At 71.9% G+C, this 17,871-nt stretch carries 2 protein-coding genes; both read left to right on the top strand.

The window, feature by feature from the left end:
• Nucleotides 1–11,280: SDR family NAD(P)-dependent oxidoreductase (locus ACFYMP_RS32025; RefSeq protein WP_388864187.1), on the top strand; the 11,280-nt coding region annotated here is incomplete at its 5' end.
• 160 nt (nucleotides 11,281–11,440) lie between these two features.
• The coding region (locus ACFYMP_RS32020) for a type I polyketide synthase (RefSeq protein ID WP_388864185.1) at nucleotides 11,441–17,871 on the top strand (6,431 nt) is incomplete at its 3' end.

Genomic DNA, 17,871 nt, shown 5'->3' with positions numbered 1-17,871 from the left:
AACGCGTATTTGGATGCGTTGGCGGAGTTGCGGCGTAGTGAGGGGTTGCCGGCGACGTCGATCGCGTGGGGGCCCTGGGCCGACGACGGCATGGCAGGGGCCGTCGCTGACCGCTGGGAACGGCACGGTCTGCCTTCCATGTCCCCCGAGCTGGCCATCTCCGCGCTGGAGACGGCGATAAACGACCCCATGTCGTCGTCACTGCTCATCGCTGACGTCGACTGGGACACTCTGGCGCAGGCCAGGGGCGGTGTGCGGTCGTCCCGGTTGCTGTGCGAGCTGACGCGGGAGACCGAGAGCGGTGCGGCCGACGAGGGCTCCGAGACGACTGAGGGATCCCTTCGGCAGAAGCTCGCGGGTCTGGGAGCCGCGGAGCAGGAACGGACCGTACTGGAATTCGTGCGTTCCCATGTGGCGGCCGTACTGGGCCACCGCCGGACCGGCCAGGTCGATGTCGACCGTCCCTTCAAGGAACTGGGCTTCGACTCCCTGGCAGCCGTCACCCTGCGCAACCGTCTCAACGCGGCCACGGGACTGAGTCTTTCCAGCACCCTCCTCTTCGACCATCCCACGGTGAAAGCCCTCGCCCAAGTACTGCGCACTGAGGCCATGGGGGTGCGCGAAGCGCCCGCGCCGGCGCTGCCCACAGTGGCGGCGGCCGACGAGGAGCCGATCGCGATCGTGGCGATGAGCTGCCGTTTCCCCGGCGGCGTGACCGATCCGGAGGACCTCTGGGGCTTGCTCGCCGAAGGCCGGGAGGTGCTGACGGAGTTCCCCGCAGGACGCGGCTGGGACCTCGACGCGCTGTTCGCCTCGGAGCCCGACGAACTGGGCAAGAGCTATGTCCGGGAGGGTGCCTTCCTGGACGACGCGGGCGACTTCGACCCGAAGTTCTTCGGCATCTCGCCGCGCGAGGCGACCGTGATGGACCCGCAGCAGCGACTGCTCCTGGAGGCGTCCTGGGAAGCTTTCGAGCGGGCGGGCATCGACCCCACGCTGCTGCGGAGCAGTCCGACAGGTGTCTTCATCGGCAGTAACGGCCAGGACTACGGACGGAGCCTTCGCGAGGCGGACTCCGAGAACGTCGAGGGCCATCTGGTGACCGGCAGCGCCGCCAGTGTCGTCTCGGGCCGTATCTCCTACACCTTCGGCCTCGAAGGCCCGGCCGTCACCGTGGACACCGCGTGCTCGTCCTCCCTGGTGGCGCTCCACCTGGCTGCCCAGGCCCTGCGCCGGGGCGAGTGCACGCTTGCCCTGGCGGGCGGCGTCACCGTCATGTCCACGCCCGAACTCTTCGTCGAGTTCAGCCGGCAGCGTGGGCTGGCAGCGGATGGCCGGTGCAAGCCGTTCGCGGCTGCCGCGGACGGTACGGGCTGGGGTGAGGGTGTCGGTCTGCTCCTGCTGGAGCGGTTGTCGGACGCCCGCCGCAACGGACATCAGGTGCTGGCGGTGGTGCGGGGTTCGGCGGTCAATCAGGATGGTGCGAGTAATGGTCTGACGGCGCCGAACGGTCCTTCGCAGCAGCGGGTGATTCGGGCGGCGTTGGAGAGCGCGCGACTGTCGGCAGCCGAGGTCGACGCGGTCGAGGCGCACGGGACCGGGACCCGGCTGGGCGACCCGATCGAGGCGCAGGCGCTGCTGGCCACCTACGGGCAGGACCGTCCGGAGGACCGGCCGTTGTGGCTGGGGTCGATCAAGTCGAACATCGGGCACACGCAGGCCGCGGCCGGGGTGGCCGGGATCATCAAGATGGTGCTGGCGATGCGGCACGGCGTACTGCCGCGCACCCTCCACGTGGACGAACCCTCCCCGCACGTGGACTGGACGGCTGGAGCCGTTGAGCTGCTGACCGACTCGATCACCTGGCCGGAGACGGGGCGCGCACGACGGGCGGGGGTTTCTTCCTTCGGGGTGAGCGGTACGAACGCGCACGTGATCCTTGAGCAGGTGCCTGCCATGGTTCCCGTCGAGGAGACCGGCCCGGGTTCGGGTCCGCATCCGGAGAGCGAGTCCTCGCGGGTGGTGTCGCCGGCGGTGGTTCCGTGGGTGGTGTCGGGCAAGTCCGAGGCGGCGTTGCGGGCGCAGGCCGGGCAGTTGGTGTCCTACCTGGGGGAACGCCCGGCGGTGTCGCCGTCGGATATCGGCCTCTCGTTGGCGACGACGCGCTCGGTGTTCGAGCATCGCGCGGTGATGGTCGCCGGGGACCGTGAGGAACTGGTCGCCGGCCTGACCGCCCTGGAGCAGGGTGGGGAGGTGCCGGGGCTCGTCCGGGGTGTCGCAGCGGGTGCGGATGGCCGTGTGGTGTTGGTGTTCCCGGGTCAGGGTTCGCAGTGGCTGGGTATGGCGGCGGGGTTGCTGGAGTCGTCTCCGGTGTTCGCCGGTCGGGTGGCGGAGTGCGGTGCGGCGTTGGCCCCGTTTGTCGACTGGTCGTTGACCGAGATCCTGCGGGGCGCTTCCCAGGACGAGGCGTGGCTGGGTGAAGTCGACGTGGTGCAGCCGGTGTTGTGGGCTGTGATGGTGTCGTTGGCCGAGGTGTGGCGGTCGGTGGGTGTCGTACCGGCTGCTGTGGTCGGTCACTCGCAGGGGGAGATCGCGGCTGCTTGTGTGGCGGGTGCTCTGTCGTTGGAGGACGGGGCGCGCGTGGTGGCGTTGCGCAGTAAGGCGCTCAAGGTCCTGTCCGGCCGGGGAGGGATGGTGTCGGTCTCGCTGGGCGAGGGGGCCGTTGGTGGTCTGCTGGCGCGGTGGGAGGGCCGGCTGTCGCTGGCGGCGGTGAACGGTCCCGGTGTGGTGGTGGTGTCCGGTGACGCGGATGCCCTGGACGAGCTGCTGGCCGTCTGTGAGGCGGACGGGGTCCGGGCACGGCGCATCGCGGTGGACTACGCCTCCCACTGCGCGCACGTCGAGGAGATCGAGGCAGTTCTGGCGCGGGAGTTGGCAGATGTCGCCCCGCGCACCGCCTCCGTGCCGTTCTACTCGACGGTGACCGGCGGAGTGCTGGACACGTCGGCTCTGGATGCCGGTTATTGGTACCGCAATCTGCGCCAGACGGTGCGTTTCGCGGAGACGGTGAACACCCTGCTGGATGACGGTTTCCGCCTGTTCGTGGAGTCCAGTGCCCACCCGGTGCTGACGATGGGCATCGAGCAGACCGCCGAAGCCCACGAAAGTGCCGTTACCGCGGTGGGTTCTCTGCGGCGGGGTGAGGGCGGCCTGGAGCGCTTCCTCACCTCGGCCGCAGAAGCCTTCGTCGGTGGCGCGACTGTCGACTGGGCCACCGTGTTCGAGGGGGCGGGCGCGCGCCGCGTCGAGCTGCCCACGTACGCCTTCCAGCACCAGCGCTACTGGATCGAACCGTCCGCCGCCGTGCGGGGTGATGTCAGCTCGGCCGGGCTCTCGGCCGCCGATCACCCCCTGCTGGGTGCGGCCGTCACCCTTCCGGCGACCGGCGGTGCGCTGCTGACGGGGCGGCTGTCACTGCGGACGCTTCCCTGGCTCGCCGAGCACGCTGTTCACGGTACTCCGCTGCTACCGGCCGCTGCTTTCGTGGAGTTGGCGCTGCGGGCGGGCGACGCGGTCGGTTGCGACCACGTCGAGGAACTGGCGCTGGAAGCGCCGTTGCCGCTTCCGGAGCAGGGCGCCGTCCAGGTGCAGTTGACGGTCGGGGGGCCCGACGAGAACGGCGCCCGGTCGCTGGAGATGTACGCCCGCGTCGAGGCCGACTCGGACCAGCCGTGGACGCGTCATGCGTCAGCGGTGCTGGTGTCGGGTGGCGCTGGTGGTGCGGGTGTCGCGGGGGTGGGCGAGGACCTGCGGGTGTGGCCGCCGGAGGGTGCCCGGGTGGTCGACCTCGGGGGGTTCTACGAGCGTCTGGCGGACACAGGAGTGTCGTACGGGCCGGCGTTCCGGGGGCTGGTCGGGGTCTGGGAGCGGGGCGAGGAGGTCTTCGCCGAGGTGGCCCTCCCGGAGGAGGCCCGTGCGGAGGCAGGCCGGTACGGACTGCATCCCGTGCTGCTGGACACGGCACTGCAAGCGGGGCTGGCCCCGTTGGACGACTGTGGTGTGCAGAGCACGCGGCTGCCGTTCGTGTGGCGCGGAGTGTCATTGTTCGCGACCGGTGCGTCGGCTCTGCGCGTCCGGCTCACGCCGGTGGGGGAGGAACTGGCGGTACTGGTCGCCGACACGGAAGGTACCCCCGTCGCGGCGGCGGACGCGTTGGTGGTCCGCCCGGTGACGCCGGAGCAGTTGTCGGCGGCGGGCGCCACCGTCCGTACGGTCGCAGAACCCGGCCGGAGCGCCGTGACGCGGCGCTCGCTGACTCAGGCGGCGCAGGACACGGACGACTCCCCCCTGCGGCGAAGCCTGCTCAGGGCGGGCGAGGCGGAGCGACGCCGGATACTGCTGGGCCTCGTGCGGGAGCAGTCCGCCGCGGTCCTCGGCCATCCCACGCCGGACGGGATCGAGCCCGAACTCTCTTTCAAGGCGCACGGATTCGACTCCCTCACCGCGGTCCAGTTGCGCAACCGTCTCCACACCGCCACCGGACACCGGCTGCCCGCCACCCTCGTCTTCGATCACCCGAGTCCCGTCTCCCTGGCGGACTACCTCTACACCCAGTTGCTCGGCGACCAGGAGGCCGCTCCCTCGGCCGCCCAGCCCGCCGTGCGCCCCGAGTCGGAGCACGAGCCCATCGCGATCGTCGCCATGAGCTGCCGTCTCCCCGGGGGCGTGCGGTCTCCTGAGGAGCTGTGGGAACTCCTGTCCGAGGGCCGTGACGCGATCTCCGGGTTCCCCGAGGACCGGGGCTGGGACGTCGACGGGCTCTACGATCCAGACCCCGAGGCCCCGGGGAAGACGTACACGCGCCATGGCGGCTTCGTCGACGAGGCCGCTGGTTTCGACCCGGCGTTCTTCGGGATCTCGCCGCGTGAGGCGCTGGCGATGGACCCGCAGCAGCGCCTGCTCCTGGAAACCTCCTGGGAGGCCGTCGAGCGCGCGGGCATCGACCCGGCGTCCCTGCGGGGGACGCAGACCGGTGTCTTCATGGGTGCGGGTACGCACGGTTACGGCACCGGCCGGCACGACCCGTCGAACGGTGTCGAGGGGTACCTCGTCACCGGAAACGCCCTCAGCGTCACCTCCGGCCGCCTCGCCTACGTTCTCGGCCTGGAGGGGCCCGCGGTGGCAGTCGACACCGCGTGCTCCTCGTCCCTGGTGGCCCTGCACCTGGCGGTGCAGTCGCTGCGGACGGGCGAATGCTCGATCGCCCTGGCCGGTGGGTCCGCGATCATGTCCACCCCCTGGACCTTCGTCGGCTTCAGCCGCCAGCGTGGGCTGGCACCCGACGGTCGCTGCAAGCCGTTCTCGGCTGCCGCCGACGGGTTCGGGCCGGCCGAGGGGGTGGGCGTCCTCCTCCTGGAGCGGTTGTCGGACGCCCGCCGCAACGGGCATCAGGTGCTGGCGGTGGTGCGGGGCACCGCGATCAATCAGGACGGTGCGAGTAACGGCCTGACGGCGCCGAACGGTCCCTCGCAGCAACGGGTGATCAGGGCGGCCCTGGAGAGCGCCGGAGTCGCGCCGGCCGAGGTGGACGCGGTCGAGGCGCACGGTACGGGTACGCGGTTGGGCGACCCGATCGAGGCGCAGGCGTTGCTGGCGACGTACGGGCAGGACCGTCCGGTGGATCAGCCGTTGTGGCTGGGTTCGATCAAGTCGAACATCGGGCACACCCAGGCCGCGGCCGGAGTGGCCGGCGTCATCAAGATGGTGCTCGGCATGCGACACGGCGTACTGCCGCGCACCCTGCACCTCGACGAACCCTCCCCGCACGTCGACTGGTCCTCCGGCGCGGTGCGGCTGCTGTCCGAGGACGTGTCCTGGCCCGAGACCGGACGGCCCCGGCGGGCGGGCGTCTCCTCCTTCGGCATGAGCGGGACGAACGCCCACGCCGTGCTCGAACAGGCCCCGGACGACGTGGAGTACGAGTACGGGGAGCGGCGTCACGACCGCGATCAGGGTGACCCCGAGGCCCACGACCGCGAGGCGGAGCCGCCGGTGGTGGTCCCGTGGGTGGTGTCCGGACGTACGGAAGCCGCGCTGCGAGCGCAGGCCGGGCGACTGCTCGGCCGTGTGCGTGGACAGGATGAACCGGCGCCCCTGGACGTCGGTTTCACCCTGGCGACCGCGCGGTCGGTGTTCGAGCACCGGGCTGTCCTCCTCGCCGGTGACCGGGAAGGTCTTGCCGACGGCCTGCGGGCACTCGCGGACGGAAGTGTGGCGCCCGGCGTGGTGCGGGGCGTCGCGGGCTCGCGTGGACAGGCTGTCTTCGTGTTCCCGGGTCAGGGTTCGCAGTGGCTGGGTATGGCGGCGGATTTGCTGGAGTCGTCCCCGGTGTTCGCCGGTCGGGTGGCGGAGTGCGGTGCGGCGCTGGCTCCGTTTGTGGACTGGTCGTTGACCGAGATCCTGCGTGATGCTTCCCAGGACGAGGCGTGGCTGGGTGAAGTCGACGTAGTGCAGCCGGTGTTGTGGGCCGTGATGGTGTCGTTGGCCGAGGTGTGGCGGTCGGTGGGTGTCGTACCGGCTGCTGTGGTCGGTCATTCGCAGGGGGAGATCGCTGCCGCGTGTGTGGCGGGTGCTCTGTCGTTGGAGGACGGGGCGCGGGTGGTGGCGCTGCGTAGTAAGGCGCTCAAGGTCCTGTCCGGGCGGGGCGGGATGGTGTCGGTCTCGCTGGGCGAGGAGGCCGTTGGTGGTCTGCTGGCGCGGTGGGAGGGCCGGCTGTCGCTGGCGGCGGTGAACGGTCCCGGTGTGGTGGTGGTGTCCGGCGACGCGGACGCGCTGGACGAGCTGCTGGCCGTCTGTGAGGCGGACGGAGTACGGGCGCGGCGGATCGCGGTGGACTACGCCTCCCACTGCGCGCACGTGGAGGAGATCGAGAGCGTCCTTGCGCGGGAGTTGGCAGATGTCGCCCCGCGTCCGGCGTCCGTGCCGTTCTATTCGACGGTGACCGGCGGAGTGCTGGACACGTCGGCTCTGGATGCCGGCTACTGGTACCGCAATCTGCGCCAGACGGTGCGTTTCGCGGAGACGGTGGACGCGCTGCTGGATGACGGTTTCCGGTTGTTCGTGGAGTCCAGTGCTCACCCGGTGCTGACGATGGGGATCGAGCAGACCGCCGAAGCCCACGAAAGTGCCGTTACCGCGGTGGGTTCTCTACGGCGGGGTGAGGGCGGCCTGGAGCGCTTCCTCACCTCGGCCGCCGAGGCCTTCGTCGGTGGCGCGGCCGTCGACTGGGCCGCCCTGTTCGAGGGGACGGGCGCGCGCCGTGTCGAGCTGCCCACGTACGCCTTCCAGCGCGACCGCTACTGGCTGGAGAGCACCGGCCCGGAAGACGATCTGCAAGCCGCCGCGGGGCTGGGTCTGAGGGCGGCCGGTCATCCGCTTCTCGGCGCCGCGCTGACCCTGCCGGCGACGGGTGGAGTACTGCTGACCGGGCGGCTGTCGCTGCGGACCCATCCCTGGCTGGCCGACCACGCGGTGTCCGGGGCCGTGTTGCTACCGGGAACGGCGTTCGTGGAGCTGTCCCTCCGGGCGGGGGACGCGGTCGGCTGCGACCGGCTGGAGGAACTGACGCTGGAGGCGCCTCTTCTCCTGCCCGAGGACGGCGCGGTCGCGGTCCAGGTGGTTCTGGACGGTCCGGAGGAAGACGGGCGACGGCAGCTCGGCGTGTACTCCCGTCGTGACGACACCACCGGAGGCGTCGACACCTCCGGCACACCCTGGACGCGTCATGCCTCGGCGGTGCTGGTGCCGGGTGGTGGTGGCGCTGGTGGTGCGGGTGTCGTGGGGGTGGACGGGGATCTGCGGGTGTGGCCGCCGGAGGGTGCGCGGGTGGTCGATCTCGGGGGGTTCTACGAGCGTCTGGCGGACACAGGGGTGTCGTACGGGCCGGCGTTCCGGGGGCTGGTCGGGGTCTGGGAGCGGGGTGAGGAGGTCTTCGCCGAGGTGGCGCTTTCGGAGGAGGCCCGAGCGGAGGCGGCCCGGTACGGACTGCACCCCGCACTGCTGGACTCGGCCTTGCACGCCTGGCTGACGGACACCGGGCACGACCGCGGAGGCGTCCGGCTGCCGTTCGTGTGGCGTGGTGTGTCGTTGTTCGCGACCGGCGCCTCCGCGCTGCGGGTACGGCTGACGCCAGTGGGCGACGACGGACTGTCCGTACTGGTCACCGACATGGAAGGCACACCGGTCGCGTCGGCGGACGGCCTGGTGACGCGAGAGCTCACCGGGGAACAGTTCGCGGTTCCGGCAGGGGTGAACAACGCGTTGTACCGGGTGGACTGGAGTACGCGGCCCGGTACGGACGGGGTGACGGCGAGCGGCGGCTGCGCCGTTGTCGGAGCGGACACCTCCCTTCTGGTCGGCGCGCTCAAGACGGCGGAGGGGTTGCCGGAGCAGTACACGGACCTGGCGGCTCTCGAAGAGCAGGTGCTCGCGGGTGCGCCGGTCCCCGGCCTGGTGTTCGTCAACGCCGTATCGGATACGGCGGGGGACGTCCTCGCGGCGACGCGACGGATGACGCACCGGACGCTGGACCTCATCAGGACGTGGCTGGCGGCAGACGCCCTCGAACCGGCGCGGCTGGTCCTGGTGACACGAGGGGCGATGGCCGTGGGCGCCGACGAGTCCCCGTCCGACCTGCCGGCGGCCGCCGCGTGGGGGCTGGTGCGCTCCGCGCAGGCCGAGCACCCGGACCGACTGGTGCTGCTGGACCTGGACGACACCGAGGCGTCGCTCGGTGCGCTGCACGAGGCCGCGCTGACCGGAGAGCCTCAACTCGCCCTGCGGGAAGGCAGGGTCCGCGTGCCGCAGCTGGCCGGTGGCGCCGCCGAGGGGGTGCTGGTGCCCCCTGGTGACGCGCGGGCCTGGCGGCTGGAGGCGTCCGCGGACGGGACGCTGGAGAGGCTGGCACTGCGGCCGGCCCCGGACGCGAATCGTGAACTCGGCGAGCACGAGGTGCGGATCGCCGTACGGGCGGCGGGGCTGAACTTCCGCGACGTGCTCATCGCGCTGGGGATGTACCCCGACCAGGCCCTGATGGGCGGCGAGGGGGCGGGCGTCGTGGTCGCCACCGGGCGTGGCGTCTCCGCCTACGCCGTCGGCGACCGGGTGATGGGCATCTGGTCCGGCGGTTTCGGACCGCTGGTCGTGGCGGACCACCGCACACTCGCGCGCGTCCCGGACGGCTGGTCGTTCACCGAGGCCGCGTCCGTACCGGTGGCGTACGTCACCGCCCTCTACGCGCTGCGTGAGCTGGCGGGGGTGCGCGCCGGCGAGTCGCTGCTCGTGCACTCCGCCGCGGGCGGTGTCGGCATGGCCGCGGTGCAGCTCGCGCGGGCCTGGGGCGTCGAGGTGTTCGCCACCGCGAGCCCGGCCAAGTGGGACACCGTGCGGGCCCTGGGCGTCGACGAGGCGCACCTCGCGTCCTCGCGGACCACGGAGTTCGAGCGGCGGTTCGGCGAGACCTCGGGCGGAACCGGAGTGGACGTCGTCCTCAACTCCCTGGCCGGGGAGTTCGTCGACGCCTCGCTACGGGTGCTGCGTCGCGGTGGACGCTTCGTCGAGATGGGCAAGACGGACCTACGAGACCCCGCCGTGATCGCCGCGGACCACCCGGGTGTGGAGTACCGGGCCTTCGACCTGGGGGAGGCGGGTCCCGAACGGATCGGCGAGATGCTCGCGGAGGTCGTCGAACTCTTCGCGCAAGGCCGGCTGCGCCTTCTCCCGGCGCGGGTGTGGGACGTGCGCAGGGCGCCCGAAGCCTTCCACTTCATGAGCCGGGCCCGCCACGTGGGCAAGCTGGTACTCAGCGTCCCGGCCGTGCCGGACCCGGACGGCACCGTACTGATCACCGGAGCGGGAGGTGTCCTCGGACGCCTCGTCGCACGGCATCTCGTCGAGGAGCACGGGATGCGCAGGCTGCTGCTGGTGAGCCGCCGCGGGCCGGACGCCGAGGGGATGCCGCGACTCCAGGAGGAGCTGGCCTCCCTCGGCGCGTCGGTCCGGGTCCTGGCATGCGACGTCGCCGACCGCGAGGCGGTCTCGGCCCTGCTCTCCGACCTGCCGGACGGCGGCGGACTCACCGGGGTCGTCCATGCCGCGGGCGTCCTGGACGACGCGACGCTCACGTCCCTGACCCCGCAGCGGATCGACGCCGTACTGCGCGCCAAGGCGGACGCGGCGTGGCACCTGCACGAGCTGACACGCCGCTTCGACGTGACCCTGTTCGCCCTGTTCTCCTCCACCGCGGGCGTCCTGGGCTCCGCAGGCCAGGCCAACTACGCCGCGGCCAACACCTTCCTGGACGCCCTGGCACAGCACCGCGGGGCCCTCGGCCTGCCGGCGACCTCGCTCGCCTGGGGGCTGTGGGGCGAGAGCACCGGCATGACCGGCCACCTGAACCGAACGGACCTGTCCCGGATGACACGCGGCGGACTGCTTCCCCTCAGCTCCCGGGAGGGGCTGGAACTGCTCGACGCCGCGGGCGGCCTGGCCGAACCCGTCGTCGTGCCCGCACGGTTCGACACCGACGCGCCGGCCGTCCGGGCGGCGCAGGGTGCCACGCCGCCGCCGGCCATGCTGCGGAGCCTCGTACGGCGTCCGGCACCGGCACGGCGGGCGCTCGCCCAGGCACCACGACAGCCGGAGGAACCGTCGCTGTCCCGCACTCTCCCGGGACTCGGCGAGGCGGAGCGCAGGAGGACGCTGGTGCGGCTGGTCCAGGACCACGCCGCCACCGTCCTAGGGCACGGGTCGGCGGTGTCCATAGCGACCGACCGGGGCTTCCTCGAACTAGGCTTCGACTCCCTCACCGCCGTCGAACTCAGAAACCGGCTCAACGCGGCCACGGGGCTACGGCTGCCGGCCACCCTGATCTTCGACTATCCGACCCCCGAGGCACTCGCCCGACACCTCGGCGACGAGTTCGCGCCCACCCCCGAGTCCGGCGGTGCGGACACCCTCGCCGCGGAACTCGACCGGCTGGAGACCGCGTTGCGCGAGGCCGGCCCGGACTCCGGTCCCCAAGCGCGTGACCTCGTCGCCACGCGGCTGAACAGACTCCTGGCCGCCGTGTCCGCGTGGGGCGGGGACCGGGCCGAGAACGGACCGGACGCGGCCGACGCCCCCGCCAAGGTCGCCGACCACCTGGACACGGCGGAGGCGGACGAACTCTTCGCCTTCATCGACCAGGAGTTCGGCCCGTCGGAGGATTCCGGTTCCGCTTGATCCCCATGACGAAGCCACCAGCGCATCCCTCGGAGCGCCCCTCCGAGACCTCCGCCGTGAGCCCTCCCGCCCACACGACCGCGTGCCCTGTCACGCGGTCGCCGAGGTCATTCCCGTCCTGCCCGCCGCACGCCCAGCTTCCCGAGTTCGTGAGGTCCTGATGTCGGAACAAGAAAAGCTCCTCGGTTACCTCCGGCGGGTCACGGCCGATCTGCACCAGACCCGCAACCGCCTGCAGGAGGTCGAGGCGGCGGCGCACGAGCCGATCGCGATCGTCGGGATGGGCTGCCGCTTCCCCGGCGGCGCGGGCACCCCCGAGGACTTCTGGCGCCTGGTCCACGGCGAGGAGGACGCCGTCACGCCCTTCCCGGCGGACCGTGGATGGGACACCGGCGCCGTGTACGACCCCGATCCCGACCAGCCGGGCACCACCTACGCCCGCGAGGGCGGATTCCTCCACGAGGCCGGCGACTTCGACGCCGACTTCTTCGGCATCTCGCCGCGCGAGGCCGTCGCCATGGATCCCCAGCAGCGCCTGCTCCTGGAGACCGCCTGGGAGGCCATCGAGCGCGCGGGCATCGACCCGGCCTCCCTGCGCGGCAGCCAGTCCGGTGTCTTCGCCGGAGCCGTCGCACCCGACTACGGGCCCAGGGTCCACGAGGCCACCGACGGCGTCGAGGGCCATCTGGTCACCGGCAGCGCCATCAGCGTCGTCTCCGGACGCGTCGCCTACAGCCTGGGCCTGGAAGGCCCGGCGGTCACCGTGGACACCGCGTGCTCGTCCTCCCTGGTGGCGCTCCACCTGGCTGCCCAGGCCCTGCGCCGCGGCGAGTGCGGCCTCGCCCTCGCCGGTGGTGTCACCGTCATGGCCACCCCCGGCACCTTCATCGGCTTCAGCCGCCAGCGCGGCCTCGCCCCCGACGGCCGCTGCAAGCCCTTCGCGGCCGGGGCGGACGGCTTCGGCCCGGCCGAGGGAGCCGGCATGCTCCTCCTGGAGCGCCTTTCCGACGCCCGGCGCAACGGGCACCCGGTACTCGCCGTCGTACGCGGCACCGCCGTCAACCAGGACGGCGCGAGCAGCGGACTGTCCGCGCCCAACGGCCCCGCCCAGCAGCGCGTCATCCGGGCCGCCCTCGCGGACGCCGGCCTCACCGCGGGCCAGATCGCCGCCGTGGAGGCGCACGGCACCGGGACGAAGCTCGGCGACCCCATCGAGGCCCAGGCGCTGCTGGCGACCTACGGGCGCGAACGCCCCGCCGACTCACCCCTGCTGCTCGGTTCGGTGAAGTCCAACATCGGGCACACCCAGGCCGCGGCCGGCGTGGCCGGCATCATGAAGATGGTGCTGGCGATGCGGCACGGCGTACTGCCGCGTACTCTGCACGTCGACGAGCCCTCCCCCCACGTGGACTGGTCGGCCGGTTCCGTACGGCTCCTCACGGAGACGACCCCCTGGCCCGGAGGCGAGGAACCGCGCCGGGCCGGTGTGTCCTCCTTCGGCATCAGCGGAACCAACGCCCACGCCGTCCTCGAAGAAGCACCCGCCGAGCAGGACGAGGACCAGGCGGCGGACGCCTCGCCCGCGCCCGCCGCGCAGGCCACCACCGCCCCCGCGACCTTTGCCGCCCCCACCTCGGACCAGGACACGCAGACCCCGCCGCGCACCGCGCCGACGGCCCCGCCGGTCGTTCCCTGGATCATGTCCGCCAAGTCCGCGACGGCGCTGCGCGCCCAGGCCGGCCGCCTGCTGGAGCACCTGGCGGCCCACCCCGAGCTGACCGGTGCCGACACCGGCCTCTCGCTCGCCACCACGCGTTCCGCCTTCGACCATCGCGCGGTCGTCCTGGCCCCCGACCGGACAGCAGCGATCCGGCAACTGGAGTCGTACGCCGCGGGACGAGGCACGCCGGGCCTTGTCGACGGTGTCGTCCGTCGTGGTACCGGGACCGTCTTCGTGTTCCCGGGGCAGGGTTCGCAGTGGCTGGGTATGGCGGCGGGGTTGCTGGAGTCGTCTCCGGTGTTCGCCGGTCGGGTGGCGGAGTGCGGTGCGGCGTTGGCTCCGTTTGTGGACTGGTCGTTGACGGATCTTCTGCGTGATGCCTCGGGTGATGATGCCTGGCTGGGTCAGGTGGATGTGGTGCAGCCGGTGTTGTGGGCTGTGATGGTGTCGTTGGCCGAGGTGTGGCGGTCGGTGGGTGTCGTACCGGCTGCTGTGGTCGGTCATTCGCAGGGGGAGATCGCTGCCGCGTGTGTGGCGGGTGCTCTGTCGTTGGAGGACGGGGCGCGGGTGGTGGCGTTGCGCAGTAAGGCGCTCAGGGTCCTGTCCGGGCGTGGCGGGATGGTGTCGGTCTCGCTGGGCGAGGAGGCCGTTGGTGGTCTGCTGGCGCGGTGGGAGGGCCGGCTGTCGCTGGCGGCGGTGAACGGTCCCGGTGTGGTGGTGGTGTCCGGTGACGCGGATGCCCTGGACGAGCTGCTGGCCGTCTGTGAGGCGGACGGGGTCCGGGCGCGGCGGGTGGCGGTGGACTACGCCTCGCATTGCGTGCACGTGGAGGAGATCGAGGGAGTTCTGGCGCGGGAGTTGGCGGGTGTCGCGCCGCGTTCGGCGTCGGTTCCGTTCTATTCGACGGTGACTGGTGGGGTGCTGGACACGTCGGGTCTGGATGCCGGTTATTGGTATCGCAATCTGCGGCAGACGGTGCGTTTCGCTGATGCGGTGGACGCGCTGCTGGATGACGGTTTCCGGTTGTTCGTGGAGTCCAGTGCTCACCCGGTGCTGACGATGGGGGTCGAGCAGACCGCCGAGGCGCACGAGGTCGCGGTGACGGCGGTGGGTTCTCTGCGTCGGGGTGAGGGCGGCGTGGAGCGCTTCCTCACCTCGGTCGCGGAGGCTTTCGTCGGTGGCGCGGCTGTGGACTGGGCCACCGTGTTCGAGGGGTCGGGCGCGCGCCGCGTCGAGCTGCCCACCTACGCCTTCCAGCACCAGCGCTACTGGCTGGAGAGCGTCAAGGCGGGGCACCTCGGCCAGGGCATGGCCGCCGACGACCGCCAGGACGCGATCTTCTGGGACGCGGTCGAGCGCGAGGATCACGAAGCGCTGGCCGCCACGCTGCACGTCGAGTCGGCGGAGCAGCAGGACTCCTTGGGCGCCGTCCTGCCCGCCCTCGCGCAGTGGCGCCGGCAGCGTCGTTCCGAGTCGACGGTGGACGCGTGGCGCTACCGCGCGGTGTGGCGTCCGTCGGCCGGTACGGCGACGCGTGTCTCACTGACCGGCACGTGGCTCGTCGTCGTACCGTCCGGTCGCGGCGACGACCCGCTGATCGTCGGGGCGCGGCAGGCGCTCGAAGAGCACGGCGCGCACATCGTGACCCTCGAACTGGACGCGGAGGACGCCGGCCAGGAGGCCCGAGCCGGACTGTCGCGTCGTCTGGACGACATCACCGCGGGACACGACCCGGCGGGTGTGCTCTCGCTGCTGGCACTGGACGAGACCCCGTACCCCGGACACCCCGTCGTCACCACCGGGCTGGCGCTGAGTCTCACCCTGACGCAGGTTCTCGGCGAGACCGGGACGCGGGCCCCGCTGTGGTGCGCGACGCGGGGCGCCGTGTCGACCGGGAGCGCCGACCCGCTCCTCAGCCCGGCACAGGCGGCGGTGTGGGGTGTGGGCCGTGTGGCCGCGCTGGAGTACCCGGACAGCTGGGGCGGCCTGGTCGACCTGCCGCAGAACATGGACGGGCGGGCGCGGTCCCGGCTCGCCGGAGTGCTCACGGACACCGGAGGGGAGGACCAGGCGGCGGTCCGGGCCTCCGGGACCCTGCTGCGCCGGCTGGAGCCCGCGCCGCTGGGGGAGACCCGTCCGCGCCGCACATGGAAGCCCCGGGGCACCGTTCTCGTCACCGGTGGCACCGGAGCGCTGGGTACCCATCTCGCCCGCTGGCTGTCCCGCAACGGCGCCCAGCACCTGATCCTGACCAGCCGCAGGGGCCCCGCCGCGCCCGGTGCCGACGCCCTGGTCGCCGAACTGGGCGCGCTGGGCACTCGGGTCACGGTCACCGCCTGTGATGTCACGGATCGCGAGGCACTGTCACGCCTCCTGGCCGACGTGCCCGAGGACCTTCCCCTCAGCGCCGTCATCCACGGCGCCGCCCACATCGATCTCGCCGCGCTGTCCGAGACGACCGTGGCGGAGTTCGCCGACGTCATGAACGCCAAGGCGGCCGGAGCGGCGCACCTGGACGCCCTCCTACGGGACACCCCGCTCGACGCGTTCGTGCTCTTCTCGTCCGTCTCGGCCGTGTGGGGCGTCGGCGACCACGGCGCGTACGCGGCGGCGAACGCCTACCTGGACGCCCTCGCCGAACAGCGACGGGCGAACGGTCTGCCGGCCACGTCGGTGGCCTGGGGCGTGTGGGACGCCGTCGGCGACAACGTTCCCGAAGCTCTGGACCTGGACCAGCTACGCCGTCGCGGACTGCGCTTCATGGACCCCGACCTGGGCATCGCCGCACTACAGCAGACGCTCGACCACGACCAGACGCACCTGGCGATCGCCGACATCGACTGGGAGAGCTTCCTCCCCGTCTTCACCTCCGCGCGTCCCAGCCCCCTGCTGGAGGAGTTGCCGGCGGCACGGCGTATCCAGGAGGAGAACGCCACCGGTACCGGCGGAACGCCCACGGGCACGGCGGACGACGCGTCCGCCCCCCTGCGGCAGCGCCTGGCAAGCCTGACACCCGGCGAGCGCCGCCCCGCCGTCCTCGGCCTCGTCCACGAGCAGGTGGCGGCCGTCCTCGGGCACGACACCCCCGACTCGGTCGACGCGGAGCGGGCCTTCAAGGACCTCGGGTTCGACTCGTTGACGGCGGTGGAGCTGCGGAACCGGCTGAACGCGGCCACGGGCCTGCGGCTGCCCGCCACCCTCATCTTCGACTACCCCAGCAGCGCCGTACTGAGCGGATACATCGAAGAACGACTCCTCGGGACCCTGGCCTCCGCCGACGCCGGGACCATGGCCCCACTGCCCGACCAGATGACGACGGCACCCACCACCGGAGCGTCCGACGACGAACCCGTCGCGATCGTCGCGATGAGCTGCCGCTACCCGGGCGGGGTGACCTCGCCGGAGGAGCTGTGGCAGTTGATCATGTCCGACGGGGACGCGATCGGCGGCCTGCCGACCGACCGCGGCTGGGACATCGAGGGCATCTACGACCCCGACCCCGACGCCCCTGGCAAGACCTACGTGCGTGAGGGCGGATTCCTCTACGACGCGGCCGCGTTCGACCCGGCGTTCTTCGGGATCTCGCCCCGTGAGGCGGCGGCGATGGACCCGCAGCAACGGCTGCTCCTGGAGACCTCCTGGGAGGCGCTCGAACGCGCCGGCCTGCCCGCGCAGAGCCTCCGCGGCAGCCGGACCGGTGTCTTCATCGGCTCCAACTACCAGGAGTACGGCCCCCGGGTGCACGAGGCGCCCGAGGGCTCCGAGGGACACCTGATGACGGGCAACGCGGCCAGCGTCGTGTCCGGACGCGTCGCCTACTCCTTCGGTTTCGAAGGCCCCGCCGTGACGGTGGACACGGCGTGTTCCTCCTCGTTGGTAGCGCTGCACCTGGCGGCTCGGGCGCTGCGCCAGGGCGAGTGCTCCCTCGCCCTCGCGGGTGGCGTGGCCGTCATGCCCAATCCCAGTGCGTTCATCGGGTTCAGTCGTCAGCGCGGCCTGGCTCTGGACGGGCGCTGCAAGCCTTTCGCGGATGCTGCGGACGGCATGGGACTCGCCGAGGGCATCGGAGTCTTGCTGCTGGAGCGGTTGTCTGACGCGCGTCGCCATGGGCATCGGGTGCTGGCGGTGGTGCGGGGTTCGGCGGTCAATCAGGATGGTGCGAGTAATGGTCTGACGGCGCCGAATGGTCCGTCGCAGCAGCGTGTGATTCGTGCGGCGTTGGGGAGTGCGGGGCTTTCGGCGGCCGAGGTGGACGCGGTCGAGGCGCACGGGACCGGGACGCGGTTGGGTGACCCGATCGAGGCGCAGGCGCTGCTCGCGACGTATGGGCAGGACCGTCCTGGGGACCGGCCGTTGTGGCTGGGGTCGGTGAAGTCGAACATTGGTCATACGCAGGCGGCTGCGGGTGTGGCCGGGATCATGAAGATGGTGTTGGCGATGCGGCATGGTGTGCTGCCGCGCACCCTGCATGTGGATGAGCCGTCTTCGCATGTGGACTGGTCCGAGGGTGCTGTTGAGTTGTTGACGGAGTCGGTGGCGTGGCCTGAGAGTGACCGTCCTCGTCGGGCGGGTGTGTCGTCGTTCGGGATCAGTGGGACGAACGCGCATGTGGTGCTGGAGCAGGCGCCTGAGGTTTCTGACGCGGTGGAGGTGACGGAACGACCGGTTCCGGTGTCGTCGTTGCCGGTGGTGCCGTGGGTGGTGTCGGGTCGGTCCGGGGCGGCGTTGGAGGCGCAGGCGGGTCGGCTGGCGTCGTTCGTGGCCGAGCGGCCGGGTTTGTCGCCGGTGGAGGTCGGGTCTGCTCTGGTGTCGGGCCGGTCGGTGTTTGAGCATCGTGCTGTGGTGCTGGCGGGTGATGTGGCTGGTTTCGG

Source organism: Streptomyces sp. NPDC007088 (assembly GCF_042869355.1).
Lineage (GTDB): Bacteria > Actinomycetota > Actinomycetes > Streptomycetales > Streptomycetaceae > Streptomyces.
Note: the sequence above shows the minus strand (reverse complement) of the source record. Positions and strands in the feature narration are given on the sequence as shown.